This window comes from Aurantimonas sp. A2-1-M11 (genome assembly GCF_036549475.1).
Lineage (GTDB): Bacteria > Pseudomonadota > Alphaproteobacteria > Rhizobiales > Rhizobiaceae > Aurantimonas.
In genome coordinates this window covers 17,631-40,649 of sequence record NZ_JAZHLI010000042.1, presented here as the reverse complement: position 1 = coordinate 40,649, position 23,019 = coordinate 17,631, and the positions used below count along the sequence as shown (strand labels likewise).

Genomic DNA, 23,019 nt, shown 5'->3' with positions numbered 1-23,019 from the left:
GGTGCGCGGATCATCAAGCCCTTCCCAGCAGGCGACAAATTCTTCCACGGCATCCTCCCAACGGCGAAAATCCGCCGGCCAAGCGAAGAATCCATCGCAACCGCAAACGCAAAGGCACGTGAACAATCAGACTACAAAAATTTCCAAATGCGATTCCCCTGGCAACGGCGTCCGGTTCTCCGGGCGCCGTTGATGTATGGGAGGCGTTCGGGCGAGGGTGCGCACAGACCGTCCGGTGCGCTCAGACCTGTCACCGCCGGGGCGGAAGGCGTGGAACGCCGCTTTCAGGCCGCAGCGCAGCATGCCTCCGTCGCATCGACCGGCTGCGCATAGACGACGACCCGATTCCGTCCCGCGTGCTTGGCCTGGTAGAGGGCCCGATCGGCTTTCGGGAGGGCCGCCTCGATCGACTCCCCGGCGGCATATTCGGCAATGCCGAAACTTGCACTGATCCGGTGCCCGGGCGCGATTCCGTCATGCATGCCCTGATGGAAGGCAAGCCGCAGATCGTCTGCCACCATCGCTGCAGCCCTGGCCTCGCAGTCCGGCAGGATCAGGGCGAATTCCTCGCCGCCTATGCGCCCGGCGCAACAGCCGGTCCGTGCGATCAGTTCGGCGAAGGCGCGGATGACCGAGTCGCCCACCGAATGGCCATAGCGATCGTTCACCTGCTTGAAATGGTCGATGTCGCAGAGCACCAGGGTGCCGCCGCCGCGGGGCATCCGCGCCAAACTCTGGTCGAAGCCGCGACGATTCAGCAGCCCGGTCATGGCGTCCCGCTCGGCCCGCATGCGGTATCTCGCGATGACCCCGCCGATGATCCTGGCAAGAAGCAGGAAGACCACGAGTGGCGTCAGCAGTCCGGAGGCGATGAGGAGGACGGTTTCCGGTCCGGATGTCTTGACCGCCTGATAGCTCGCGGCGCTGTCGAACAGCACGGGGAACAGGGGCAGGCGGACCAGGAAGATGCCGGCGACGGCGCACAGCGCGACGGCAAGGGCGATGTCCAGCCAGGATCTGTCGGGCCGCCTGACAATTCGCCAGACGCTTTCCAGGATCGCCAGCCCGCAGGCCATCTGCAGCGGCAGGGTCTGGTAGATGAACGGCACGTCCAATGCCAACAGCACCAGGGATCCCGCAGCAAGGCCAACGACGGCGCCGATCAGCAGGCGATACTGCCGGAGATCCCGCGTCATCAGCCGCGTCGACTGGCCGACGCACAGATAGGCGAGGGGCAGGAGCATGGCGATGACGACGAGCTCGGCGTCGGAACTCTGAAGCTGGCTGAGAACGACAACCTCCACGCCACCGATCAGCACGGCCGCGGCCAGCCATGCCAGCGCCGGCTCGGTTCGCAGCCCGGCATAGATCGCCCAGCACAGGAGCGATAAGCTAGCGAAGGTGACGATCTTCACCAGGCTCAACGTCACCGTCACGTCCATCGCGGAGGGGTCCCCTTACGTCGTATCCCGCCTGCGACCATAGGAACGGCAGGTTAATGATCTGCCGAATGGGAAGGCGGTCCGCGATTGTCGTTGAGAGACTTACGGCCGTCGTCGCATGGTCAGCGCCGTCCCATGCCGATGGCCCGACCCAGCCGCTCCGGCCGCGGTAGGGCTGCGTGTTCGCCCGCGACGGCCGAGACGCGTGCGAGCACGTCGTCCGGGAAAGGCGCGACCTTCGGCCTCTCGCCGCGCTGGTCGATCGACAGGCTGAGGTTTTCCAGCGTCGCCGCCAGCCAGCCATCGGAATGGTGCAGCTCCTGGAAGATGTGCAGCCGCTTGGCGTCCAGGCCGACGATCTGCGATGTCACATAGACTTCGGCGTCCGGCGGCACTTCGCGCAGGTAGCAGACATGGGCCTCGGCAGTGTAGGTGGTGTAGCCCCGTTCGGCACGATAGGCCTCGCCGAGGCCGACCGAATCGAACAGGCCGTCGATCCCGCGGTCGAACAGGACGTGATAGTAAGCCAGATTGAGATGGCCGTTGTAGTCGATCCATTCCGGTTGCACCGCCATCAGGGGTGAGCGGTACGGTGTCGCTTCTGTCGCATTCATCGCGGGGTCCGGGCCTCCTGTGGATACGGGCTGGAACGAGGCAGAGCCTGCCGAACGCGGGAAGTCAAACCGACCCATCCGCATGAGCGGCGGGACAGGACACGAGCAGGGCGGCGAAAGCCGCGCAGTCGCCGCCGGCATGCGGCGAAGGGAAGTGGGAGGAGATCGACATGGCTCTAGCGGACATCCTGGCCGAACGGCCGGCCAAGCGCGAAGGCGTTGCCCAGGCCGTGGCGGTGCTGAAGCAGCGCTTCTGCGAGCGCCTGGTGACGGGCGAGGACGTGCGGCGGGCGCATGCCCATTCGACCACATACATCCCCAACCAGATGCCCGACGCCGTGGCTTTCGCCGAGAGCGAGGAGGAGGTGCAGGAGATCGTGCGCATCTGCGCCGAATACCGCACGCCGATCGTCGCCTTCGGCACCGGCTCGTCGCTGGAGGGGCATGTCAACGCGCCGGAGGGCGGCATCTCGCTCGACCTGTCGCGCATGGACAAGGTGCTGGCCGTGCATCCCGAGGATCTCGACTGCATGGTCCAGCCGGGCGTCACCCGCGAGGCGCTGAACGCGCATCTGCGCGACACCGGCCTGTTCTTTCCCATCGATCCCGGTGCCAATGCCAGCCTCGGCGGCATGGCCGCGACCCGGGCTTCGGGCACCAATGCCGTGCGCTACGGCACGATGCGCGACAACGTCATCGGCCTGACGGCAGTGATGGCCGACGGCAGCCTGATTCGCACGGCGCGCCGCGCCCGCAAGACCTCGGCGGGCTACGACCTGACCCGTCTCCTGGTCGGCTCAGAGGGTACGCTGGGCATCATCACCCAGCTCAACCTCAAGCTCTATGGCATCCCGGAAACGATCCTGTCCGGCGTCTGCCCGTTTCGGGACGTGCGCAGTGCCTGTGATGCCGTCATCCAGACGATCCAGCTCGGCATTCCTGTCGCCCGGATCGAACTTCTCGACGCCCTGTCGATGCAGGCGGCGATCGCCTATTCGCAGCTCGACCTGGAGCCGCAACCGTCGCTCTTCGTGGAGTTTCACGGCTCGGCGGGCTCGGTCGCCGAGCAGGCGGAGATGTTCGGTGCCATTGCCGGCGAGCATGGCGGCGGGCCGCTGAAGAGCGCGGCGCGCACCGAGGACAGGGCGCAGCTGTGGAAGGCGCGGCACCAGTTCTACTGGGCGGCGCTAGCGCTGCGGCCCGGCGCCAAGGGCATCGCCACCGATGTCTGCGTGCCGGTGTCGCGGCTGGCGGACTGCATCGCCGAGACCCAGGCCGACATCGATGCGGCCGGACTGCTCGCACCCATCGTCGGCCATGTCGGCGACGGCAATTTCCACGTCACCCTGCTGCTCGACATGGCGGTGCAGGCCGAGATCGACGCGGCCGAGGCGTTCATGGCGCGACTGGCCGAGCGGGCGGTCGCCATGGACGGCACCTGCACCGGCGAGCACGGCATCGGCCAGGGCAAGCGCTCCTATCTGCGCAAGGAACTGGGCGGTGCGGTCGACGTGATGAAGACCATCAAGGGGGCGCTCGACCCCCTCAATATCTTGAATCCGGGGAAGATCCTCCCGTAATCTCAGGCAGATAGAGCCGGCGGCAGCAGTTTTTTGCCGCCTGGCGCAGACCGCCTCGCGCACGGCGCGCCGACCCGAAGATCCATCCCCGATTTTCGCGTCGGTGCGCCAATTCAACGTATTAGAGCAACCTTTGCGCGTCCTGCCGGATGCACGGCGTTCTAATCATCGGACATGTCTGCGGTTTCGCCCGCGCCCCGTGTCCTCTAGGATCAGCGTCAGACAAGCGGCAGCAGCCATTGTCGGGCCGTCGACCGGGCAGAATCGGGAGCAATCAGGAAAGGAGCCCGTACTGGTCAGAGCCTTTGTCTTTCTCGGCGGACTTCTCGTGCTCGCGCTGCTCGGCGCGCTGTTCGCACCCTATTTCATCGACTGGACCGCCTATCGCACGGATTTCGAGCGCCAGGCCTCGCAGATTCTCGGCCGCAAGGTCGTGGTCGAGGGCGAAGCCGAAGCGCGGCTCCTGCCGTTTCCGTCGGTGACCTTCGGCGACGTGACGGTGCTCGGCGAGGATGGCGAGGCACTGCTGTCGGTCGATCGGTTCCGCATGGACGCCGAACTGGCGCCCTATCTGTCCGGCGAGATCCGCATCTTCTCCATGACGGTGGATACGCCCGACATCCGGGTGCCCGTGCGGGCGGACGGGACGATCGACTGGGTGGTCGAGCGACCAGCGATCCCGCGCGGCGCGACGGTGGTGCTGGAAAATGTCGCCGTGGAGAACGGCACGGTGACCGTCGAGAACGGCCTGACCGGCCGCACCCACCGGCTGGAAGATTTGACCGCGACCCTGTCGGCGGGTTCGCTGGCCGGCCCCGTGGACGGGCGCGGCAGCATCGTCGTGGGGGGCGAGACCATCGCCTTCTCGGTGGGCATCGGCACGCTGCAGGAGGGCGGCGACCTGCCGGTGCGACTCGAGACGGCGAACGAGACCCTGGCGACGTCGCTGACGCTGGACGGCGATGCCAGCCTGGAAGGGGGCCGGCCGGGCTTTGCCGGTACCATCGCCGTGACCCGACCGCTGCCGCCCCAGCCCGCAAGCGCCGAGCAGCTGGCCAATGCCGATCCGTTCGCGTCGACGCCGGAGAGTGAGCCGGTCGAGGCGAGCCCGGACCGGCCGCCGGTGTTGCCGGTGCGGGCGGCCGGCGCGATCACATTGTCGCCGACGGCGGCCGAAATCACCGACATCCGCGTGCAGGCCGGCGACGCGGCGCGGCCCTATCTCCTCACCGGCGAGGGGCGGTTCGACTTTGCCGGTATCCCGAAATTCCTGCTGAACCTGGAAGGCGAGCAGATCGACGTCGACCGGCTCGCCGTCGATGGCGAGGAGGATGCCCAGGCGGTTCTCGGCCTTTCCGAGCGCGTGGAGGCGATGCGCGCCGTGTTGGCCGAGATTCCGCGGCCGACGATCCCGGGAACGGTCGAGATCTCGCTGCCGGTCATCGTGGCGGGTGACACCACCATCCGCGACGTCGCCCTGGCGGCGAGCCCGACGGAAACCGGCTGGTCGCTCTCGCGCTTCGTCGCGCAGCTGCCCGGCCGCACGCGGCTCGAAGCGACCGGTCTCGTCGATCTGGACGAAACCTTCGGCTTTTCCGGCGATCTCCTGCTGGCGTCCAACCAGCCATCCGGCTTCGCCGACTGGCTGACTGGCGAGATCGATCCGGCCATCCGCCGCCTCGGCCGGGCGGGTCTTGCCGCGAAGGCCGAGCTGACGGCGGATCGCCAGGCCTTCCAGGACATGGAGATCGATGTCGGCGGTGACCGCATCACCGGGTCGCTGGAGCGCGCGCGCGGGGGGGACCACACCAGGATCACCGCCGATCTGGATGGCAGTGCGGTCGATCTCGACGCCTTCCTGGCCCTGTCGCAGCTGTTCACCGGCAATGCCAATTCACTGGCCAATGCCGACCGCTTCGACGTGGCGCTGACGGCTGGCCCGGTGCAATTGCGCGACGCGACGGCCGAGCGGATCGACGCCGATGCCAGCTTCGACGGCGATACGCTGGCGATCACCACCTTCGCGGTCGAGGGGCTGTCGGGCGCGACCATCAATGCGTCGGGCGAGTTGTCGGACCTGACCGGCGAGGCGAAGGGCCGGCTGGTCGTGTCGCTCGATTCGACCGAGCCGAACCGGTTTCTCGCACTTCTCCTGGAGCGCTTCCCCGGCGTGCCGCTGTTGCAGACGCTGAGCTCCCAGGCGGAGCATCTCGCGCCCCTGTCCCTTGCGGGCGAGATCGAGACGCTGGACGGCGAAGCGGGCAAGAAGCCGACCCTGTTCGTGCGCCTCGACGGTGCCGCGGCCGGCAGCAAGATAGACCTGTCCGCGTCGATCGAGAACGGCATCTATGCCCGGACCGAGAGCGGGCGCTTCGGGCTCGACCTGCGGCTGGAGAACGACGAGCCGACGGTGCTTCTCGGCCAGCTCGGCATTCCGGCCATCGACATCGGCGCCCCGGCGCCGCTGGAGGCCGAGCTGTCCCTGTCGGCCGCCGAAACCGGACCGGTGGTGACGACGGCGACCTTGCGTGCGCCGGGCAGCGAAATCAGTCTCGATGGTCTGCTCGAGGTGACGCCGGAGGGCATATCCGGAGCGGAGATCTCGGCCTATCTGCGCAGCCAGGATGCGGCGCCCTGGCTGATGACGGGGGCGATCGATCTCGGCCAGTCGCTCGACGCGGTGCCGCTCGAGGTGAACGGCGCTCTGGTCTACCATGCTGGCGCCTGGCGCCTGAACGATCTGTCCGGCGACATCGCCGGGGCCCGCATCGCGGCCAGCCTGGCCAAGCTGGCCGGCGCGCCGGTCGCGGGCGACGTTCACCTCGACCGGCTGTCGCTGCCCTGGGTCGCCCATCTCGTCTTCGGACGGCCCGTCGCCGAGGCATTCGGCGGGGCCGGCTGGCCCGAGGAAGCCTTTCGCGACAGCCTGATGCCGCCGGTGCCGTTCTCGGTCGATCTGACGGCTGATCGGCTCGATACCGGTGGCGGGACATTCGACCGGTTTTCGGCGATTGTGTCGGGCGGGGCCGGCGAGGCAGCGTTTGCCGATGCGCGCCTCGACGTGCCGGGCGGAACGCTGGGCGGCGCGCTGGCGCTGCGCAATGCCGATGGTCTCGGCCGCGCGACCCTCGACATCGCGGCGAACGGCTTTGCCCTGGATACGGTGTGGCCGGCCCTGGCGGCTGCGGAAGCCGAGTCCCGCATGGATGCTGCGATCCGGGTCGAAGGGACGGGCCAGTCCTATGCGGCGCTGGTCTCGGGCCTCACCGGCGCAGGGCGCGTCGCGGCCCGGGATCTCGTGCTGCCCGGGGTCCCGAAGGAGTTCCTGCCGCCGCTTCTCGTGGCGGCGGACCGCGAAGGGTTCAGCCCCGGCACCGACACGGGCGCGGCACTTGCGGCCGTGTCGGGCGGTTCGGGTTTTGCGATTACCCAGGCCGCCGCGGACTTCGCCGTGACCGCGGGGCAGGCGCGTTTCGCCCCGGTCACCGTGCGCGACGACGGCGTCTCCCTGACCATGGACGGCCGCGTCGATCTCACCGATCTCGGCATCGACGGCGAGTTGCGGCTGGCGACCGCGCCCGGCGACGACTGGGTGGAGGGGGCCGATCCGAGCGTGACCTACGACCTGTCCGGCTCGCTGGCCGCACCGCGTCTGATCGCCGATGTCACGTCGCTCGCCAATTATCTGTCGGTGCGGGCGCTGGAGCGCGAGCAGGCGCGGGTGGAGGCCATGCAGGAGAATCTGCAGGAAACGCTGCGGCTGCGGCGCGAGGCGCGGTTCTACCGCTGGCGCGAGGCAGAGGCGGCGCGCATCGCCGCCGAACGCCAGGCAGCCGCGGAAGCCGAGCAGGCGCGCCGGGAAGCCGAAGCTGCCGCAGCAGCGGAAGCCGCAGCCGCAGCGGAGGCCGCCGCAGCAGCGGAGGCAGAAGCAGCGGCAGAGGCCGCTGCCGCAGACGCGCGTCGGCGCGAGGCGGCCGAGGCCGAGGAACAGCGCAGGCAGGAGGCCGAGGCCCAGCGTGAGCGTGCGGAGGCCGAATCGCGGCCGCGCCAGGAGACGCCGCCCGAAGCCGCCGAACCGCGACCGCAGGCCGAAGCCGCGCCGGAGGTGGATTTCGGGCGGCCGATTCCCGATGCGCCGCCGGGCCAGAGCAGCCGCTTCCCGTCGCTGCCAGGCGTCAACGATCCATTGGAATTCTGAGGCCGGATCGCTGCCCGCAGGATTGGCGGATGTGGCCGGAGCCGGTCGTCGCAACTGGGAGTGACGACGTCGCCGACTTCGCGCGATGCTCTATTCGGCCGCGCGGTGGGCGAGGGCGTCCTCCAGTACGAACAGGCGGATGGCCGAGGACAGGTTGGTGGCGGGGTCGCGGGCGGCGTCGATCTCGGCGATCATCGCGGCGACCGGCATGTCGCGGCGGCCGGCTATGCGCCGCAGCTCGTCCCAGAACCGGTCCTCGACGCTGATCGAGGTGGCATGACCACTGATCGCGACGGACCGCTTGACGATCATGTCGGGTCGCCGGCCGTGTCGGGGGGATCGTTCGGGGTGCCGGAAGGTCCGGTGTCACGCCGCTCGCGCTTCGCGCCGTCCAGCTTGCGGGCTGCGTCCGCCCGCTCTGCCCCGGCTGACTGACGCATAGCCTTCGGCGTGCCGTGCCGCAGGCGATTGTCCTCGGCGTCGCGCGCGGCCGCCTCGCGCGCCTTGCGCTTGCGGGTCAGGCGCAGATTGACGATCTCGGCCATGGGGACAGTCCGGCGCGGCCGGGAGGGATCAGGGCTTCTTGCGGAACGCATCGAGGGAGACGACTTCGGCGTCCTTCTTTTCCTCGGTTTCGCCGGCCTCGGAGGACGCCGCGGCGGCGACCTTTTCCTTGGCCTGGAGCTTGGTCGGCGTCAGGATCTGCGCCGGCTGCGAGGAATTCTCGGTGTCGCCCTGCTCGCCCGCGTCGCCGTCATCGGGCTGCTCGTTGGCCGCGTCCATGCCGCGCACGTCGAATTCGAGCTCGAAATTCACCGCGGGATCGTAGAAGCCGCGAATCGCCGCGAAGGGGATCAGCAGACGCTCGGGAATGTCGGAGAAGGACAGGCCGACCTCGAAGGAGGTGTCGGTGACCTGCAAGTCCCAGTACTGGTGCTGGATAACGATGGTCATCAGCTCGGGATATTTCTCGCGCAGCCGCGAGGAAATCCGCACGCCGGGTGCCGTGGTCAGGAAGGTGATGAAGAAATGGTGGTCGCCGGGAAGGCCGGTCTTCACGACCTCGCCTATCACCTTGCGAATGACGCCGCGCAGGGCCTCCTGTGCGAGAACATCGTAACGGATATGATCCTGGCCCATTGCGGTGTCCCGATCCTGCATGCCTGTTGATGATGCCAGGGTGATCCCGGACCATCTCGTAAAAGTGGAGGCTTCTGTTGCCAGGTGCCTCCGGACCCCGCCTAGAAGTGCGAACCTCCAGGGCTTGAATTGAAGCGATCGCGCAGCTTACGCTGCGAGACGTGCTTCCGCATAGTTGTCGTTTGCAACTACAAATAGGCCCGATAACGGCGGAACCATGCCGAGCAAAAGTCCGATCTTTACACCCTCGTCGATCCTATTTCGCCCCCGCCTGAGCCCATCCTCGCGAGCGATGGGTTCAGGTGGAGGCGCCGGGTACCGCCCCCGGGTCCGAAAGGTTTATTGCATCGGCCGTTTATCGCCATAGCCGGCACGAAGCCGGCAAGCGCAATATAGGCAGGGGATTGCCTCGTGAAAAGCCCATGACGCTTTCGAAACCGCAGGGAATCGGACAAAGTCTGCCGGCCGGCGCGGAAAGCGCGCCGACCTCCCGACCCCGCGGGCCCTCCCGTGCGGATCATCCCATCTACGACCGGCTGGCTGCGGCGCCGGAAGGGTATGTGCCATGCGCCAGTATCTGGATCTTCTGACGCGAGTCATGGAGACCGGCTTCGATCGTCCCGATCGCACCGGGACCGGCACCCGCTCGGTGTTCGGCCACCAGATGCGGTTCGACCTGTCAGACGGGTTTCCGATGCTGACGACGAAGAAGCTGCACTGGAAGTCGGTCGTCCACGAACTCCTTTGGTTCCTGAAGGGCGACACCAACATCGCCTATCTGAAGGCCAACGGGGTGCGGATCTGGGACGAATGGGCCGACGAGAACGGTGACCTTGGCCCAGTCTACGGCGCGCAATGGCGGTCCTGGCCCGATTACGACGGCGGCCATATCGACCAGATCGCCCGCGTCGTGGAGGCGATCCGCCGCACGCCGCAGTCGCGGCGGCTGATCGTGTCGGCCTGGAACCCGGCGCTGGTCGACGAGATGGCGCTGCCCCCCTGCCACTGCCTGTTCCAGTTCTATGTCGCCGGCGGGCGCCTGTCCTGCCAGCTCTATCAGCGCTCGGCAGACATCTTCCTCGGCGTGCCCTTCAACATCGCATCCTATGCGCTGCTGACGGCGATGGTGGCGCAGGCCACCGGGCTGAAGCCGGGCGACTTCGTCCACACGCTGGGCGACGCGCATCTCTACAGCAATCATTTCGACCAGGCGCGCCTGCAACTGACCCGCACGCCGCTGCCGCTGCCGACGCTGACGCTCAATCCTGCGATCGACGATCTCTTCGCCTTCACCTTTGAGGACATCGCCCTCGAAGGCTATCAGGCGCACGAGCACATCAAGGCGAAGGTGGCGGTCTGATGGGGGGCTACGCAGCGGTGTCGTGCCGGCCGGCGAGGGCGACGGCATGGCGGTGACCGATCCCGCGCTCGTGGCGGTCGTCGCCATGGCCGAGAACGGCGTCATCGGCGACGACGGTGCGATGCCGTGGCGGATGCCGAGCGACCTGAAGCGCTATCGCCGCCTGACCATGGGCAAGCCGATGATCATGGGCCGCAAGACGCTCGACTCGATCGGTCGGGTGCTGGACGGGCGCGACACCATCGTGCTGAGCCGTGGAGCAAGGTCCGTTCTGGAAGGGGCGGTGCTGGCCCGCACGCCGGAGGAGGCGCTGGACCGCGCCCGGGATGCGGCGCGCGCACGCGCGGCCGACGAAATCGTGATCGCCGGCGGTGCGGAGATCTATCGTCTGTTCCTCGACCGTATCGACAGGCTCTACGTCACCCGAATCGCCACGGACGTGACGGGAGACACGATGTTTCCCGCCATCGATCCGGCCATCTGGGCGATCGAATCCGAGGAGCCCTGCGAACGGGGCCCGAATGACAGTGCGGACAGCCGCTTCGTCGTGTATGTGCGACGGGACCGGTAGAGCACATGCACCCGATCGTCGAAGGCTCCGCGATCTGTTTGTGTGGTCCCGGCGGCGGTATTGTTCACCATTCGCGAACGCCCATGGGCAAATTGGTCACACTCGCGTTGAAAGCCGATTTCGCAGTTCTTATAAGGACTGTACGGATCTGCGCGTGAAAAGCGGGAGGCTCGACGCCCGCAGAACTCCCTGACATTTGGAAGGACAGCGATGCCCTGGAGCAATCAGACCGGCAATGGTGGCTGGAAAGGCGGCGGCGGAAGCGGCAATGGCGGCCCCTGGGGCCAGCGCCCGCAATCTCCCCGCCCGGGTGGAAGCGGCGGTTCGCCCGATCTGGAAGACATTCTGCGGCGCGGCCAGGACCGGCTTCGGCGCGCCATCCCCGGTGGCGGCGGCGGCGGTGGTGGCGGTTCGCCGGCCGGCCTGGCCGGATGGGGCTTCCTGATCGTCGCAGGCCTTGTGGTTCTGTGGCTGTTCAAGGCCGTCTACACGGTGCAGCCGGACGAGATCGGCGTCGAGCTCCTGTTCGGTGAGCCGAAGCAGGAATTGTCCTCCCCCGGCCTGCATGTGGCCTTCTGGCCTTTCGAGACCGTCGAGACGGTTCCTGTCGTGGAAAACCAGATCACCCTCGGCTCGAGCCAGGCCGGAGACAATTCCGGCCTGATGCTGTCGGGCGACCAGAACATCGTCGATGTGCAGTTCGCGGTGCTCTACCAGGTCGATGACCCGCAGAACTATCTGTTCCAGGTCGACGATCCGATCGCCATGCTGCAGCAGGTGTCGGAAAGCGCGATGCGCGAAGTGGTCGGTCGCCGTCCGGTGCAGGACGTGTTCCGTGACGACCGCGCCGGCATTGCCGAGGAGGTGCGCCAGATCACCCAGGAGACGCTGAACGAGTATCAGGCGGGCCTGCGCGTCAACGGCATCTCCATCGAGGATGCGGCACCGCCCAGCCAGGTCGCTGACGCATTCGACGAGGTGCAGCGCGCCGAGCAGGACGAGGATCGCTTCATCGAGGAAGCCAATCGCTACCGCAACCAGCAGCTGGGTCAGGCTCGTGGTGAGGCCGCGCAGATCCGCGAGGATGCCGCCGGTTACAAGGACCGCGTCGTTCAGGAAGCCGAGGGTGAGGCGCAGCGCTTCACCTCGATCCGGACGGAGTACGAGAAGGCCCCGGCCATCACCCGCAAGCGTCTCTTCCTGGAGACCATGGAAGGCGTGCTGCAGGGCTCGACCAAGATGATCGTCGAGCCGGGCGCAGCCGGGTCGCAGGGTGTCGTGCCCTATCTGCCGCTCAACGAGCTGCAGCGTCAGGGCAATACCGCCGGTCAGCCACGGCCGAACACCGGTACCGCAACCGGGAACACGACGGTCGGTAACACGACGGTCCAGCAGGGGGCGAACTGATGAGCAACCGCTTCTACGGGATCGCCATTGCGGTCGCCATCGTCGCGCTCGTCGCGTGGAACTCGATCTTCATCGTCAACGAGAAGGAGCAGGCTGTCGTCCTGCGCTTCGGCGAGATCCAGCGCGTCGTCGAGGAGCCCGGCCTCTACTTCAAGTGGCCGGCCGCCTTCGCCGGCGCCGATCAGGTCCGCAAGCTGCCGGACCGACTGCTGCGCTTCGACCTGGACGACATCCGCGTCCAGGTTTCGGGCGGCAAGTTCTACGAGGTCGACGCGTTCCTCGTCTACAACATCTCCGATGCGGATCGCTTCCTGCGGTCGGTCTCGGGCTCGATCCCGGCGGCCGAGCAGCGGCTGCGCACCCGTCTCGATGCGGCCCTGCGCCGGGTCTACGGTCTGCGTGGCTTCGAGGCGGCCCTGTCGGCGGAACGCGCCGACATGATGCGGCAGGTGCGTGACCAGCTGCGTCCGGACGCAGCCTCGCTCGGTATCGAACTGACCGACGTGCGGATCCGGCGGACCGACCTGACGCAGGAGGTCTCCCAGCAGACCTACGAGCGCATGCAGGCCGAGCGTCTGGCCGAAGCCGAGCGGCTGCGTGCCCGCGGCCAGGTGGCGGCACGCGAGATCCGCGCCGCAGCCGATCGCGGCGTGGTCGAGACGGTCGCCGATGCGCAGCGCGAGTCGGAGATCCTGCGAGGCGAGGGCGAGGCGGCGCGAAGTGGCATCTTCGCCGAGGCCTACGGGAGCAATCCCGAGTTCTTCGACTTCTATCGCTCGATGCAGGCCTACCGGCAGGCGCTGGAAAATTCCGGTACGACGATGGTGCTGTCGCCGGATTCGGAGTTCTTCCGGTACTTCAGCGGTGCTGGCGGTGACGAGATCGGCACCTTGCCGTCAGCCGCCCCGACGCCGGGGACGCCAACATCCGACGCGGGCTCGGCGCCGGAGGCCAACACAGCGTCGACGGATGCTGCTACCGCGCCGGAGGTTGATGCCGCCAGCGTGTCGGCCGATGCGTCGGCTGACGCTGCACCGACCGAGACTGACGCGGATGTTCCCGGCGTGCTTGCCGATCCGTCCGCTCCGGCGGAAGCGTCTGAAGGCAACGCTGACCAGACCGGCTCCATCGCCCAGTGAGCGATTTCGTCGCCGCCCTCGGTCTCGTTCTGGTGATCGAGGGCGTCGCCTACTGCCTGTTTCCGGACGGCGTGCGGCACATGGCCCGCACGGCGTCCCTGCTGCCGGACAAGTCCCTGCGGATCGGCGGCCTCGCCGCCGCCGTGCTCGGGGTCGCCATCGTCTGGCTCGTGCGCCACTAGGGCGTCCCGCGTCATGCCCCGACGCCCAAGTCACGCCACCTCATTGCAGCTGCGCATACTGCTCCGCGCGTCGAAACCGTTGTCTGGGGCGATGCTGCAGGCTGCATCGCCCTGCGATGGCGCGAGCGATCCGACCGCGTGGGCCCGCGGTGCGCTGCCTTCCCATCTCCACGATCTCTCTTCGGTCGCCTCGTCATCACCATTGCGTCGGTCGCGAGAAAGCTTCTTGATTCGAACACTGTTTTCCGCTCCCGTCTCGGTGACCGGAACGGGGGCGCCTTGTCGCATGGACAGCAGGCCGCGCCGCCCAAGATCATGCCGGGCGCGCCACGGGCGCGACCCCGTGCCGATGCGAGAGGATCTGACATGACATTTCGGACGACCGGAACGACGCGCCGCTCCGCCGGCCCGGCGTCGGCGACGGTAGCGCTCGTTGCGATGGCGCTCCTGCATCCGCTCGCGGCGCAGGCGCAAGCGCCGTCGCAGGATGCCACCGAGGCGCCGGTCGAGGTGCCGGAGCCGGCCGTTCCGGCGCTGCCGGTGCCGCCGGTCGACAATGGTCCCACCGAAGAAGCACGCCCGGCGCCTGCAATTCAGCCGCCTGCTGCCGCCTTTCGCGGACCGGCCTCGGTCGCAGATCTGGCGGAGGGGCTGCTCGACGCCGTCGTCAACATCTCTACCTCCCAGGCGGTCGACGTCCCCGGTCGGGGCGTGCCGCCGCTGGAAGCGCCGGAAGGCTCGCCGCTCCAGGATTTCTTCGACGATCTCCTGGAGGACCGGGACGGGCTCGGGAATCGCCGGGTGCAGTCCCTGGGGTCGGGTTTCGTCGTCGATCCCTCGGGCGTGGTCGTCACCAACAACCACGTCATCGCCGACGCCGACACGATCACGGTCAATTTCGCCGACGGCACGCAGCTCGACGCGGAACTCGTCGGCACCGATCCCAAGACCGATCTGGCGGTGCTCAAGGTCGAGCCCGACCAGTCGCTGGTCTCGGTGAAGTTCGGCGATTCGGAAGCCCTGCGCATCGGCGACTGGGTGATGGCCATCGGCAACCCGTTCGGGCTCGGCGGCTCGGTTTCCATCGGCATCGTCTCGGCGCGCGGCCGCAACATCAATGCCGGCCCCTACGACAATTTCATCCAGACCGACGCCGCGATAAATCGCGGCAATTCCGGCGGCCCGCTTTTCGACCTGAATGGCGACGTCGTCGGCATCAACACGGCGATCATCTCGCCCACTGGCGGCTCGATCGGCATCGGCTTCTCGGTGCCGGCGAACCTGGCCGTCAACGTCATCGACCAGCTGCGCGAGTTCGGTGAAACCCGCCGCGGCTGGCTCGGCATTCGCCTGCAGGCCGTCACCGACGACATTGCCGAGGGGCTCGGCATCGGCGAGGCGCGCGGCGCGGTCGTTATGGGGATCGTGCCGGGCGGGCCCTCCGACAACGGCCTCCTGAAGGTCGGCGACGTCATCGTCTCCTTCGACGGCACGGCGGTGGAGAGCTCGCGCGACCTGCCGCGCATCGTGGCGGAGACGCCGGTCGGCAAGTCGGTCGCGGTCGAGGTGCTGCGCAAGACCGCGACCGATCAGCCGGCCGAGCAGACCAGCGTCGAGGTGACGCTGGGCCGGCTCGAAGACGGCGAGAAGCTGATGGCCGAGACCGAAGACGCACCGTCGGCGACCGATCCCGATGCGGGCGAAACGGACGACGCCGATGCCGGCCCGGTCATGACGCTCGGCATGACGCTGTCCGAACTCGATCCGACCCTGCGCGAGCAGTATGCGCTGGGCGAGGACGTCGAAGGAATTGTGGTGACTGCCGTGTCGCCGAACTCCCATGCCGCCGACAAGGGCATCGAGGCCGGCACGCTGATCCGCGAGGTCGCCCAGGAAGAGGTGACCAGCGCCAGGGATGTGGCGGACAAGATCGCCGAACTGAAAGACGCGGGGCGCCGCAATGCGCTGCTGCTCCTGGTCGCGGGCAATGGCGATCTGCGCTTCGTCGTCGTGCCGATCGAGTAGACGGCCGGGCGCCCGTCAGCCGGGCCGCACGAACTCCGCGGCCCTATAGCCCTGCAGGAACAGAAGCGCCGTCAGGTCGCCATGGTCGACCCGGTGCGGCGCGGCCGCGGCGACCGACGGCTTGGCATGCAGCGCGACCCCGGTGCCGGCCCGTTCGATCATCGGCAGATCGTTGGCGCCATCTCCGACGGCGATCGCTTCCTGCGCCGTCACGCCGAGCCGCGCGGCGAAATCCTCCAGGGCCGCGACCTTGGCCGCCGAGCCGAGGATCGGCTCGGCAACGCGCCCCGTGAAGGCGTCACCCTCGAACCGCAACGTGTTGGCGCGGTTCTCGTGGAAGCCGAGACGTTCGGCGATGGGACCGGTGAAGACTGTGAAGCCGCCCGAGACGAGTGCCGTGAAGGCGCCGTTGGCTCGCATCGTGGCGACGAGTTCGGCGCCGCCGGAGGCCAGCGTGATGCGCTCGGCGATGACCTGCTCGACGACCGCCGTCGCCAGTCCTTCCAGCAGTGCGACGCGTTCCTTCAGCGCCGGTTCGAAGGCAATCTCGCCATTCATGGCCCGGGCGGTGATGCCGGCAACGCGATCCTTGATCCCGATGGCATCGGCGAGTTCGTCGATGCATTCCTGATCGATCATGGTGGAATCCATGTCGGCGATCAAAATCCGCTTGCGCCGCTGGTCGCGCTGCTGCACCACGCAGTCGAACCCGCCAGCCGCCGCAATGGCGGCCAGATCCTGCCGCCAGGTCGGGCTGGCCGGTGGTTCGAACGGCAAATCCGCGGCAAAACCCGGTGCCAGCCAGTCCGCCTGGTCCGGTGTCGTGCCGACCGCCCGGGCAGTTTCGGCGAGGCCTGAAGCAGGCAGGTCGGCACCCTTGGGTGCGGCAATGAGCGTTGCGACGAGCATGAAGCGACTGTCCAGAATGGCGGGAAAACAGGCGATCCTGATAGCGGGACCGACCGCCAGCGGCAAGTCGGGCCTGGCGGTGGAACTGGCCGAGCGCCATGACGGTGTCGTCGTCAATGCCGATTCGATGCAGGTCTATGCCGGCCTGCGCATCCTGACCGCGCGGCCCGATGCCGAGGCCCTCGCCCGGGTCCCCCACAGGCTCTACGGCCATGTCGCGCCCGACCGGAGCTATTCCGCCGGCGCCTATGTCCGGGACGTGGCGCCGGTGCTGGACGAGATCCGCGCGTCGGGCCGCCTGCCGATCCTGTGCGGCGGCACCGGCCTCTATTTCAAGTCCTTGCTCGGCCTTCTCGACGATCTGCCGCCCGTGCCCCCGGCCGTGCGTGCGCGCTGGCGGCAGCGGCTGGCGGAGGAGGGGGCGCCGGCGCTGCACCGAAGGCTTGCCGATACGGACCCGGTGGCGGCGCAGCGGATCGACCCGGCCGACGGGCAGCGAATCGTGCGTGCCCTGGAAGTGGGCGAAGCGGCGGGGCAGCCGCTCTCGGCGCTGCAGACCGGGCGTCGTCCGGGGCTGCTCGATCCGGCCGCCTGCGTGAAGCTGGTGACCGCGCCGGACCGCGCCGTGCTGCGCCAAGCGATCGGCGATCGATTCGCCCGGATGATGGCGGAAGGAGCGCTCGAGGAGGTCGCGGCCTTTCGGACCCTGCCCGGCGCGATGGACGGATCAGCCGCCAAGGCCATCGGTGTGGTCGAACTGTCGGCGGTGCTCGACGGCACGATGGCGCCGGATCTCGCCGTGGAGCGCGCCGCGACCCGCACGCGCCAGTACGCCAAGCGCCAGGAAACCTGGTTCCGCAATCAGTTTGATGCCAGCTGGGAGCGCCTGGTGGTACCGGATGTCGCAGCGATCCAGACGATTTGAGCGACCGCCTTAAGCGACCGGACAGCTTCTCGGCGTATCGATGCCGCTGGGTAAGAACCGGTGCAGGGACCGTCGATGAAGGCAACCAAGGCTGAGCTGTCGGTCGTGCTGTTTCTGGCCGCGATCGTCGTTGCGGGCGCCTGTACGGTGAAGGCCCACTCGGTCACGGCCGCGATCCTGGCGGAAGCCGGAGAGCCCCCGATGGCGACCGGCCTGTTCTCAGCGACCTGGGCCAGCCTCGGCGTCGCGCTGGCCGTCGGCCTTTTCCTGATCCTGCCGACCATCCGTGCGGAATTGCGCGAGCAGGGCAAGCTGCGCTCGCTGGCCGATTCCCTCGAGCAGTCCTCCCAGCGCCTCGAGCAGGCGGCCCTGACCGATCCGCTGACCGGGCTGAGCAACCGGCGAATTCGACCGGATGTTCGAGGAATATGTTTCGGCCTTCGAGGGGATCGGCCGTCCGGTGGGGCTGATGCTGCTCGATCTCGACAAGTTCAAGAACGTGAACGACACGTTCGGCCACGGTGTCGGCGACGAGGTGCTGAAGGCCGTCGCCGGCTGCCTCAGCGAGTTTGCCCGCCACCATGATGTGGTTGCGAGGCTGGGGGGCGAGGAGTTCGCGATCGTCGTCACGAACATGTCGGGGCAGGGGCTGGTCTCGTTCGCCGAACGGATTCGGCGGGCCGTGTCGGCGCTGACGATCCGCGTCGGCGACGTGACGCTGCCGATCACCGTGTCGGTCGGCCTGGCGTCGTCGGCCCCGGGCGACGACTGCGCGGGGATCTTCAAGCGTGCCGACATCAATCTCTACAGCGCCAAGCAGGGAGGCCGGAACCGGGTACATGCCGGCGCCGGGTCCGGTATACCGGCCGGAACCAACGCCTGAGCCGCCGCGTATAGCTCCATCACAAGGTGAGGAGCGACATTGACTTTCCAGGACATCTCCAAGAGCCACAATGACTGGCTTCGCAAGGCCGCCCGGGCCGGCTACGCCGCGCGCGGCCTGGTCTTTCTGATCATCGGCTATTTTGCCTTCCGCGCCGCCTATGCGACCGGGCGTGCCATGGGAACCGAGGATGCGGTCAACACGATCGCCGGCTCCAGTTTCGGCACGATCGCCCTCGTCGCCCTGATCGCGGCGCTGACCTTCTTCACGATCTGGCGGCTCATCCAGGTGTATTTCGACGTCGACGAGCACGGCCACGATGCCAAGGGCGTCTTTGCCCGGACCGGCCTCCTGATCAGTGCCTTCGCCTACGGCGGTGTTGCCTTCTATGCCGCCACGGTTCTCGCCGGTGTGAGCTCGGATGGTGGCGGTGGCGGGGTCGTCACGGCTGCCTATGATGCCGGCTACGGCGTCTGGATCACCTATCTCGTTTCGCTCGGCATGGCGGTGGCCGGGGCAGCCCACATCTACAAGGGGATCATCGCCGGCTTCGAGAAATACATGACCATTCCCGCCGACAAGCGCGCATGGCTGCGGCCGGTCTGCCGCTTCGGCCTGATCGCGCGGGGCGTGACCTTCCTAGTCCTCGCCGGGCTGCTGTTCACCGGCGCCGTCTCCTACAGCGAAGGCGACACGCCTGGACTGGACGCGGCGCTGCAGGCGATGTCCCAGTGGAGCTTCGGCTGGATCCTCCTGTCGATCACCGGTCTCGGCCTGATCGCCTTCGGCATCTACGCCGGTGCCGAGGCACTCTACCGCCGCATCCATATCGAAAGGGTCGGCTGAGCGATCCCCGGCCCGGGGGCAGGACTGGCCGCCGGGCCGGATGCGAAGATAAGCCGTTGACGGACGGGCGCGACGGGCTTAGCTTCCGCCCCATGATGACGATCAACATTCTCGTAGTAGGACGGCGCACACGCGAGGCGGTCTAGGGACCGTCCGGCGAGAGCCACGTGTGCGCAACTCAAGGGCCCCAGTGGCCCTTTTTTATTGCGCCGATTTCCGACACAGGCATCCGGGCCGGGAAGTGGCGCCAGACAGACCCGGCAGGGACGGAAGACGAGTCATGAACGCGACATCGGACACACGGGAAATGACAGGCGCGGCGATGGTCGTGGAGGCGTTGAAGGACCACGGCGTCCTCGACATCTTCGGCTATCCGGGCGGCGCGGTCCTTCCCATCTACGACGAGATCTTCCAGCAGGACGCCGTTCGCCACATTCTCGTACGCCACGAGCAGGGCGCCGGACACGCCGCCGAGGGCTACGCCCGCTCGACCGGCAAGCCCGGCGTCATGCTCGTGACCTCGGGGCCCGGCGCGACCAACGCCGTCACGGCGTTGCAGGACGCGCTGATGGATTCGATCCCGCTGGTCTGCATCACCGGCCAGGTTCCGACGACGCTGATCGGCTCGGACGCTTTCCAGGAATGCGACACGGTCGGCATCACCCGGCCCTGCACCAAGCACAACTGGCTGGTGAAGGACGTCAACGACCTGGCCCGTGTCCTGCACGAGGCCTTCCACGTGGCGACCACCGGGCGCCCGGGGCCGGTCGTCGTCGACATTCCCAAGGACGTGCAGTTCGCCACGGGCCTCTATTCGCCGCCCCAGCCGCAGACCCAGCACGAGAGCTACCGGCCGAAGCTGGTCGGCGACCGCGACCGGATCGAGGCGGCGGTGGCGATGCTGGCCGGTGCCCGGCGGCCGATCATCTATTCGGGCGGTGGTGTCATCAACTCCGGTCCGGAGGCGGCGCAGTTCCTGCGCGAACTCGTGGCCCTAACCGGTGCGCCCATCACCTCGACCCTGATGGGGCTCGGCGCCTATCCGGCCTCCGGCGAAAGCTGGCTGGGCATGCTGGGCATGCACGGTACCTACGAGGCCAATCTGGCCATGCATGGCTGCGACGTGATGCTGTGCGTCGGCGCACGCTTCGACGACCGCATCACCGGCCGCCTCGACGCCTTCTCGCCGAACTCCAAGAAGATCCACATCGACATCGATCCGTCCTCGATCAACAAGAACGTGCGGGCCGACCTGCCGATCATCGGCGATATTGCCCATGTCCTCAAGGACATGGTCGGCCTGTGGAAGGAGCGCGGTGCAGCGATCGACGAGGCGGCCCTGGCCGGCTGGTGGGACCAGATCGGCGCATGGCGTGCCCGCGACAGCCTGGCCTACCACCCGAACGACGACATCATCATGCCGCAATACGCGATCCAGCGGCTCTATGCGCACACCAAGGACCGCGAGACCTATGTCTCGACCGAAGTGGGCCAGCACCAGATGTGGGCGGCGCAGTTCTACGGCTTCGAGGCGCCGAACCGCTGGCTGACCTCCGGCGGCCTCGGCACGATGGGGTACGGCCTCCCGGCGGCGATCGGGGCGCAGATCGCGCATCCCGATGCGCTGTCGGTCTGCATCGCCGGCGACGCCTCGGTGCTGATGAACATGCAGGAGATGTCGACGGCCGTGCAGCACGGCGCCAACGTCAAGATCTTCATCCTGAACAACCAGTACATGGGCATGGTGCGCCAGTGGCAGCAGCTTCTGCACGGCAACCGGCTGTCCAACTCCTACACCGAGGCCCTGCCGGACTTCGTCAAGCTGGCCGAGGCCTACGGTGGCCACGGCATCCGCTGCCAGAAGCCGGGTGATCTCGACGCGGCCATCGAGGAGATGCTGGCAGTCGACAAGCCGGTGCTGTTCGACTGCCGCGTGGCCAATCTGGCCAATTGCTTCCCGATGATCCCGTCGGGCAAGGCCCATAACGAGATCCTGCTGCCCGACGAGGCGAGCGACGAGGCGGTGGGCAGCGTCATCGACGCCAAGGGCCGGGCCCTGGTCTGATCTTGCAGAGCGATGTGCGTCCAACGGGCGCACGAAGGACGCTCTGATCTGTCGAAACGAAGGGCGGCGCGAGCCGCCTTTCGTTCATCTAACCTATGACGGGCGGTCGAAGGCAACGCTGCGCCCGTCGGACCGGATCTCCAGTTCGAAGCGCTCGCCGCGGGTGTCCATGCCGGCGAAGACGAAGAAGCTCTTGTAGTTCTCGCGGTTCGACAGGATCACGTGATCGATCTCGGCATCGGGCATCAGCGCCTCGGCGATCCGCAGGATCCGCTTCGGCACCTCGTCGGGGGTAACCTCGCGGTCGATCTTCAGCACGGCCCCGTCGACGGCAACGGTGACCGCGACGTCGCGGCCGCCGCGCACTTCGCCGCGCAGGGCATAGATCCGGTCCTCGCCGTCACCCCTGATCGCCACACTGCGGAAGGAGGCGCCGGGCAGTGCCAGTTCGGCGCTGCCGATGACCGCAAGTGGCACTGCCACCATGCCCGGTTCCGACGACCTGGCCGGCTCGCCCGGCGTAGGACCATCGGTGGCGGCCAGCCGGTCGTCCTGCTTGGCCTTGCCGGGACGCGAGGCCGCGCCGATCGGCGCCGCATCCTTCGATGCGACGGCCGGCTTGTTGTCGTCGCCCGCGTCGCCGTCGTCGGCCATGGCAGCCGGCCCAGAAGAATGCGCGTCCTGCGGCGCCTCGGTAATCGAGGTTTCGGGCGTCGCACCCGACAGGCCGGCGGCGTTGCGGGCGGTGTCGAGATCGGCGGCCGAAAGCTCCGGCGGCGACTGCAACGTATCGGCGTCGAGGTCCTCAGCCGCGGCTTCGGCGCTCTCGTCGATCATTTCCTCTACGTCGTCCGCCGGTCCGTCGGCCTTGGCGGTATCGTCGCCGTCGGGGGCCGGCTGTGCGTCAGCGCCGGAGTCTGCCTGGGCAGCGTCTTCGCTCGCGGATCCGCCGGTCGGATCGGCAAGCTCCGTCGGTAGCTGGTCGAGTGCGGCATCGTTGCCGGATTCGCCCACGAGGGTGTTGATGGCGGCTGCGGCAGAGTCCGAGGCCGCCTCGCTGTCTGCCGCATCATCCGTCCCGGCCGGCTCCATGTCCGGCTGGGCCACTGTCTCGGCGCTGCCCGGTTCGACCGCGACCATGTCGTCGCCGGGTTCGGACCCTGCCGCTGCAACGGCGCTGGAATCGGTTACGGCCTCGTCCGAGATCTCCGCTGCCATCGTGTCGGCCGGGGCGGCAGCGCTGTCCGTTGCCGGCGACGCGGACAATTCCGCCGGCGGTTCGGCTAGCTCGGCGTCCGCGGCCATTTCGGACTGTGCCTCGGCGGCGCTGGCGGCGATCTGATCGGCCGCCTCGTCCGGCGTCTCCTGCGCCATCGGCACAGTGGCATCGGCGACCGGCTCGTCCGCCGAGATAGCGACGAGTGCCCCGTCGCGGCAGGCCAGGCGGAAGAGCCCGCCCTGGCCGTCGACCCGGAGTGTCAGGGAAAAGCCCGCATCGGTGAGCGCCGGGACGCAATGCGTCTGCCCCGGCGCCTGGGCCGATGCGCCGCTCAGGCCCGGAAAGGCCAGAGCCGCCGTGGTGCCGAGAAGCACGATCGTCTTCATGTCCGTCTCTCCCTTTCGATTGCCGCCGCGTCCGGCGCCATTCATTGCAGGTCAAGATGCGCTTCCGATGACGCACGTCCAGCACCAACGGCAAAAGCGGCACGGGTCCGGCGGCCCTGACAAGCGTC

At 67.9% G+C, this 23,019-nt stretch carries 20 protein-coding genes and 1 other RNA gene; 12 read left to right on the top strand and 9 right to left on the bottom strand.

What is annotated here, in order from left to right; all coding sequences use genetic code 11:
- Positions 1–284 precede the first annotated feature (284 nt).
- Entirely contained in the window at positions 285–1,442 is a 1,158-nt protein-coding gene (locus VQ042_RS17265) for a GGDEF domain-containing protein (protein ID WP_331821517.1), read from the bottom strand.
- A gap of 122 nt (positions 1,443–1,564) precedes the next feature.
- On the bottom strand, positions 1,565–2,056 hold the full coding sequence (locus tag VQ042_RS17260) for a thioesterase family protein (protein WP_331821514.1): 492 nt from the start codon (positions 2,054–2,056) through the stop codon (positions 1,565–1,567).
- 170 nt (positions 2,057–2,226) lie between these two features.
- Between VQ042_RS17260 and VQ042_RS17255 the strand changes: the two genes are divergently transcribed.
- Both VQ042_RS17255 and VQ042_RS17250 read left to right on the top strand, forming a co-directional pair.
- The gene (locus tag VQ042_RS17255) at positions 2,227–3,636 is read left to right on the top strand and encodes an FAD-binding oxidoreductase (RefSeq protein ID WP_331821512.1); all 1,410 of its coding nucleotides are present in this window, start codon (positions 2,227–2,229) and stop codon (positions 3,634–3,636) included.
- Between the two features lie 103 nt (positions 3,637–3,739).
- Positions 3,740–7,834, top strand: coding sequence for an AsmA family protein (locus tag VQ042_RS17250; RefSeq protein ID WP_331821510.1), 4,095 nt, complete (start codon positions 3,740–3,742; stop codon positions 7,832–7,834).
- Between the two features lie 90 nt (positions 7,835–7,924).
- Here the strand turns inward: VQ042_RS17250 and VQ042_RS17245 are convergent, their stop codons facing one another.
- From VQ042_RS17245 to ssrA, 4 genes are all read right to left on the bottom strand, one after another.
- On the bottom strand, positions 7,925–8,146 hold the full coding sequence (locus VQ042_RS17245) for a ribbon-helix-helix domain-containing protein (RefSeq protein WP_331821508.1): 222 nt from the start codon (positions 8,144–8,146) through the stop codon (positions 7,925–7,927).
- Positions 8,143–8,379, bottom strand: coding sequence for a DUF4169 family protein (locus VQ042_RS17240; RefSeq protein ID WP_331821506.1), 237 nt, complete (start codon positions 8,377–8,379; stop codon positions 8,143–8,145). The genes VQ042_RS17245 and VQ042_RS17240 overlap by 4 nt, the downstream gene beginning before the upstream one ends.
- Before the next feature lie 28 nt (positions 8,380–8,407).
- On the bottom strand, positions 8,408–8,974 hold the full coding sequence (locus VQ042_RS17235) for an SspB family protein (RefSeq protein ID WP_331821504.1): 567 nt from the start codon (positions 8,972–8,974) through the stop codon (positions 8,408–8,410).
- A gap of 63 nt (positions 8,975–9,037) precedes the next feature.
- Positions 9,038–9,396: a transfer-messenger RNA gene (ssrA, locus tag VQ042_RS17230) on the bottom strand.
- A gap of 143 nt (positions 9,397–9,539) precedes the next feature.
- Here ssrA and VQ042_RS17225 point away from each other — a divergent pair.
- The 6 genes from VQ042_RS17225 (at position 9,540) to VQ042_RS17200 (ending at position 15,658) form a co-directional block, all read left to right on the top strand.
- Positions 9,540–10,334: a thymidylate synthase gene (locus VQ042_RS17225; RefSeq protein WP_331821502.1), complete on the top strand. Its 795-nt coding sequence runs from the start codon at positions 9,540–9,542 to the stop codon at positions 10,332–10,334.
- 22 nt (positions 10,335–10,356) lie between these two features.
- On the top strand, positions 10,357–10,905 hold the full coding sequence (locus tag VQ042_RS17220) for a dihydrofolate reductase (RefSeq protein ID WP_331821500.1): 549 nt from the start codon (positions 10,357–10,359) through the stop codon (positions 10,903–10,905).
- A 210-nt stretch (positions 10,906–11,115) separates the two neighbouring features.
- Complete coding sequence (hflK, locus tag VQ042_RS17215) at positions 11,116–12,312, top strand: FtsH protease activity modulator HflK (RefSeq protein WP_331821498.1); 1,197 nt, start codon at positions 11,116–11,118, stop codon at positions 12,310–12,312.
- Positions 12,312–13,451 carry a protease modulator HflC gene (gene hflC, locus VQ042_RS17210; protein WP_331821496.1) on the top strand — a complete coding sequence of 380 codons (1,140 nt, stop codon included), beginning with the start codon at positions 12,312–12,314 and terminating at the stop codon, positions 13,449–13,451. The genes hflK and hflC overlap by 1 nt, the downstream gene beginning before the upstream one ends.
- Positions 13,448–13,633 carry a DUF2065 domain-containing protein gene (locus VQ042_RS17205; RefSeq protein WP_331821494.1) on the top strand — a complete coding sequence of 62 codons (186 nt, stop codon included), beginning with the start codon at positions 13,448–13,450 and terminating at the stop codon, positions 13,631–13,633. The genes hflC and VQ042_RS17205 overlap by 4 nt, the downstream gene beginning before the upstream one ends.
- A 366-nt stretch (positions 13,634–13,999) precedes the next feature.
- Entirely contained in the window at positions 14,000–15,658 is a 1,659-nt protein-coding gene (locus VQ042_RS17200; protein WP_331821492.1) for a Do family serine endopeptidase, read from the top strand.
- A gap of 15 nt (positions 15,659–15,673) precedes the next feature.
- Here the strand turns inward: VQ042_RS17200 and serB are convergent, their stop codons facing one another.
- On the bottom strand, positions 15,674–16,567 hold the full coding sequence (gene serB, locus VQ042_RS17195; RefSeq protein ID WP_331821490.1) for a phosphoserine phosphatase SerB: 894 nt from the start codon (positions 16,565–16,567) through the stop codon (positions 15,674–15,676).
- Positions 16,568–16,583: 16 nt separating this feature from the next.
- Between serB and miaA the strand changes: the two genes are divergently transcribed.
- Positions 16,584–17,492 carry a tRNA (adenosine(37)-N6)-dimethylallyltransferase MiaA gene (miaA, locus tag VQ042_RS17190; protein WP_331821488.1) on the top strand — a complete coding sequence of 303 codons (909 nt, stop codon included), beginning with the start codon at positions 16,584–16,586 and terminating at the stop codon, positions 17,490–17,492.
- 219 nt (positions 17,493–17,711) lie between these two features.
- On the opposite strand, the gene VQ042_RS17185 is transcribed toward miaA, so the two are convergent.
- Positions 17,712–17,981 carry a hypothetical protein gene (locus VQ042_RS17185; RefSeq protein WP_331821521.1) on the bottom strand — a complete coding sequence of 90 codons (270 nt, stop codon included), beginning with the start codon at positions 17,979–17,981 and terminating at the stop codon, positions 17,712–17,714.
- Between VQ042_RS17185 and VQ042_RS17180 the strand changes: the two genes are divergently transcribed.
- From VQ042_RS17180 to VQ042_RS17170, 3 genes are all read left to right on the top strand, one after another.
- The gene (locus VQ042_RS17180; protein ID WP_331821486.1) at positions 17,908–18,375 is read left to right on the top strand and encodes a GGDEF domain-containing protein; all 468 of its coding nucleotides are present in this window, start codon (positions 17,908–17,910) and stop codon (positions 18,373–18,375) included. The two genes, VQ042_RS17185 and VQ042_RS17180, sit on opposite strands and share 74 nt — an antisense overlap.
- Before the next feature lie 39 nt (positions 18,376–18,414).
- Positions 18,415–19,221, top strand: coding sequence for a DUF1206 domain-containing protein (locus tag VQ042_RS17175; RefSeq protein ID WP_331821484.1), 807 nt, complete (start codon positions 18,415–18,417; stop codon positions 19,219–19,221).
- A gap of 280 nt (positions 19,222–19,501) precedes the next feature.
- A complete protein-coding gene (locus tag VQ042_RS17170) occupies positions 19,502–21,286 on the top strand; it encodes an acetolactate synthase 3 large subunit (protein ID WP_331821482.1) in 1,785 nt (594 codons plus the stop codon).
- Between the two features lie 93 nt (positions 21,287–21,379).
- Here the strand turns inward: VQ042_RS17170 and VQ042_RS17165 are convergent, their stop codons facing one another.
- Positions 21,380–22,891 (bottom strand): hypothetical protein, encoded by a 1,512-nt coding sequence (locus tag VQ042_RS17165; RefSeq protein WP_331821480.1) that lies wholly within the window; start codon positions 22,889–22,891, stop codon positions 21,380–21,382.
- Positions 22,892–23,019: the final 128 nt, after the last annotated feature.

Bases quoted from the DNA above. Each gene is read 5' to 3' on its own strand.
- VQ042_RS17235 (WP_331821504.1), bottom strand. From the start codon at position 8,974: ATGGGCCAGGATCATATCCGTTACGATGTTCTCGCACAGGAGGCCCTG.
- VQ042_RS17255 (WP_331821512.1), top strand. From the start codon at position 2,227: ATGGCTCTAGCGGACATCCTGGCCGAACGGCCGGCCAAGCGCGAAGGC.
- serB (WP_331821490.1), bottom strand. From the start codon at position 16,567: ATGCTCGTCGCAACGCTCATTGCCGCACCCAAGGGTGCCGACCTGCCT.
- hflK (WP_331821498.1), top strand. From the start codon at position 11,116: ATGCCCTGGAGCAATCAGACCGGCAATGGTGGCTGGAAAGGCGGCGGC.
- VQ042_RS17245 (WP_331821508.1), bottom strand. From the start codon at position 8,146: ATGATCGTCAAGCGGTCCGTCGCGATCAGTGGTCATGCCACCTCGATC.
- VQ042_RS17200 (WP_331821492.1), top strand. From the start codon at position 14,000: ATGACATTTCGGACGACCGGAACGACGCGCCGCTCCGCCGGCCCGGCG.
- VQ042_RS17170 (WP_331821482.1), top strand. From the start codon at position 19,502: ATGAACGCGACATCGGACACACGGGAAATGACAGGCGCGGCGATGGTC.
- VQ042_RS17260 (WP_331821514.1), bottom strand. From the start codon at position 2,056: ATGAATGCGACAGAAGCGACACCGTACCGCTCACCCCTGATGGCGGTG.
- VQ042_RS17165 (WP_331821480.1), bottom strand. From the start codon at position 22,891: ATGAAGACGATCGTGCTTCTCGGCACCACGGCGGCTCTGGCCTTTCCG.
- VQ042_RS17180 (WP_331821486.1), top strand. From the start codon at position 17,908: ATGTTCGAGGAATATGTTTCGGCCTTCGAGGGGATCGGCCGTCCGGTG.
- VQ042_RS17265 (WP_331821517.1), bottom strand. From the start codon at position 1,442: ATGGACGTGACGGTGACGTTGAGCCTGGTGAAGATCGTCACCTTCGCT.
- VQ042_RS17225 (WP_331821502.1), top strand. From the start codon at position 9,540: ATGCGCCAGTATCTGGATCTTCTGACGCGAGTCATGGAGACCGGCTTC.
- VQ042_RS17240 (WP_331821506.1), bottom strand. From the start codon at position 8,379: ATGGCCGAGATCGTCAATCTGCGCCTGACCCGCAAGCGCAAGGCGCGC.
- hflC (WP_331821496.1), top strand. From the start codon at position 12,312: ATGAGCAACCGCTTCTACGGGATCGCCATTGCGGTCGCCATCGTCGCG.
- miaA (WP_331821488.1), top strand. From the start codon at position 16,584: ATGGCGGGAAAACAGGCGATCCTGATAGCGGGACCGACCGCCAGCGGC.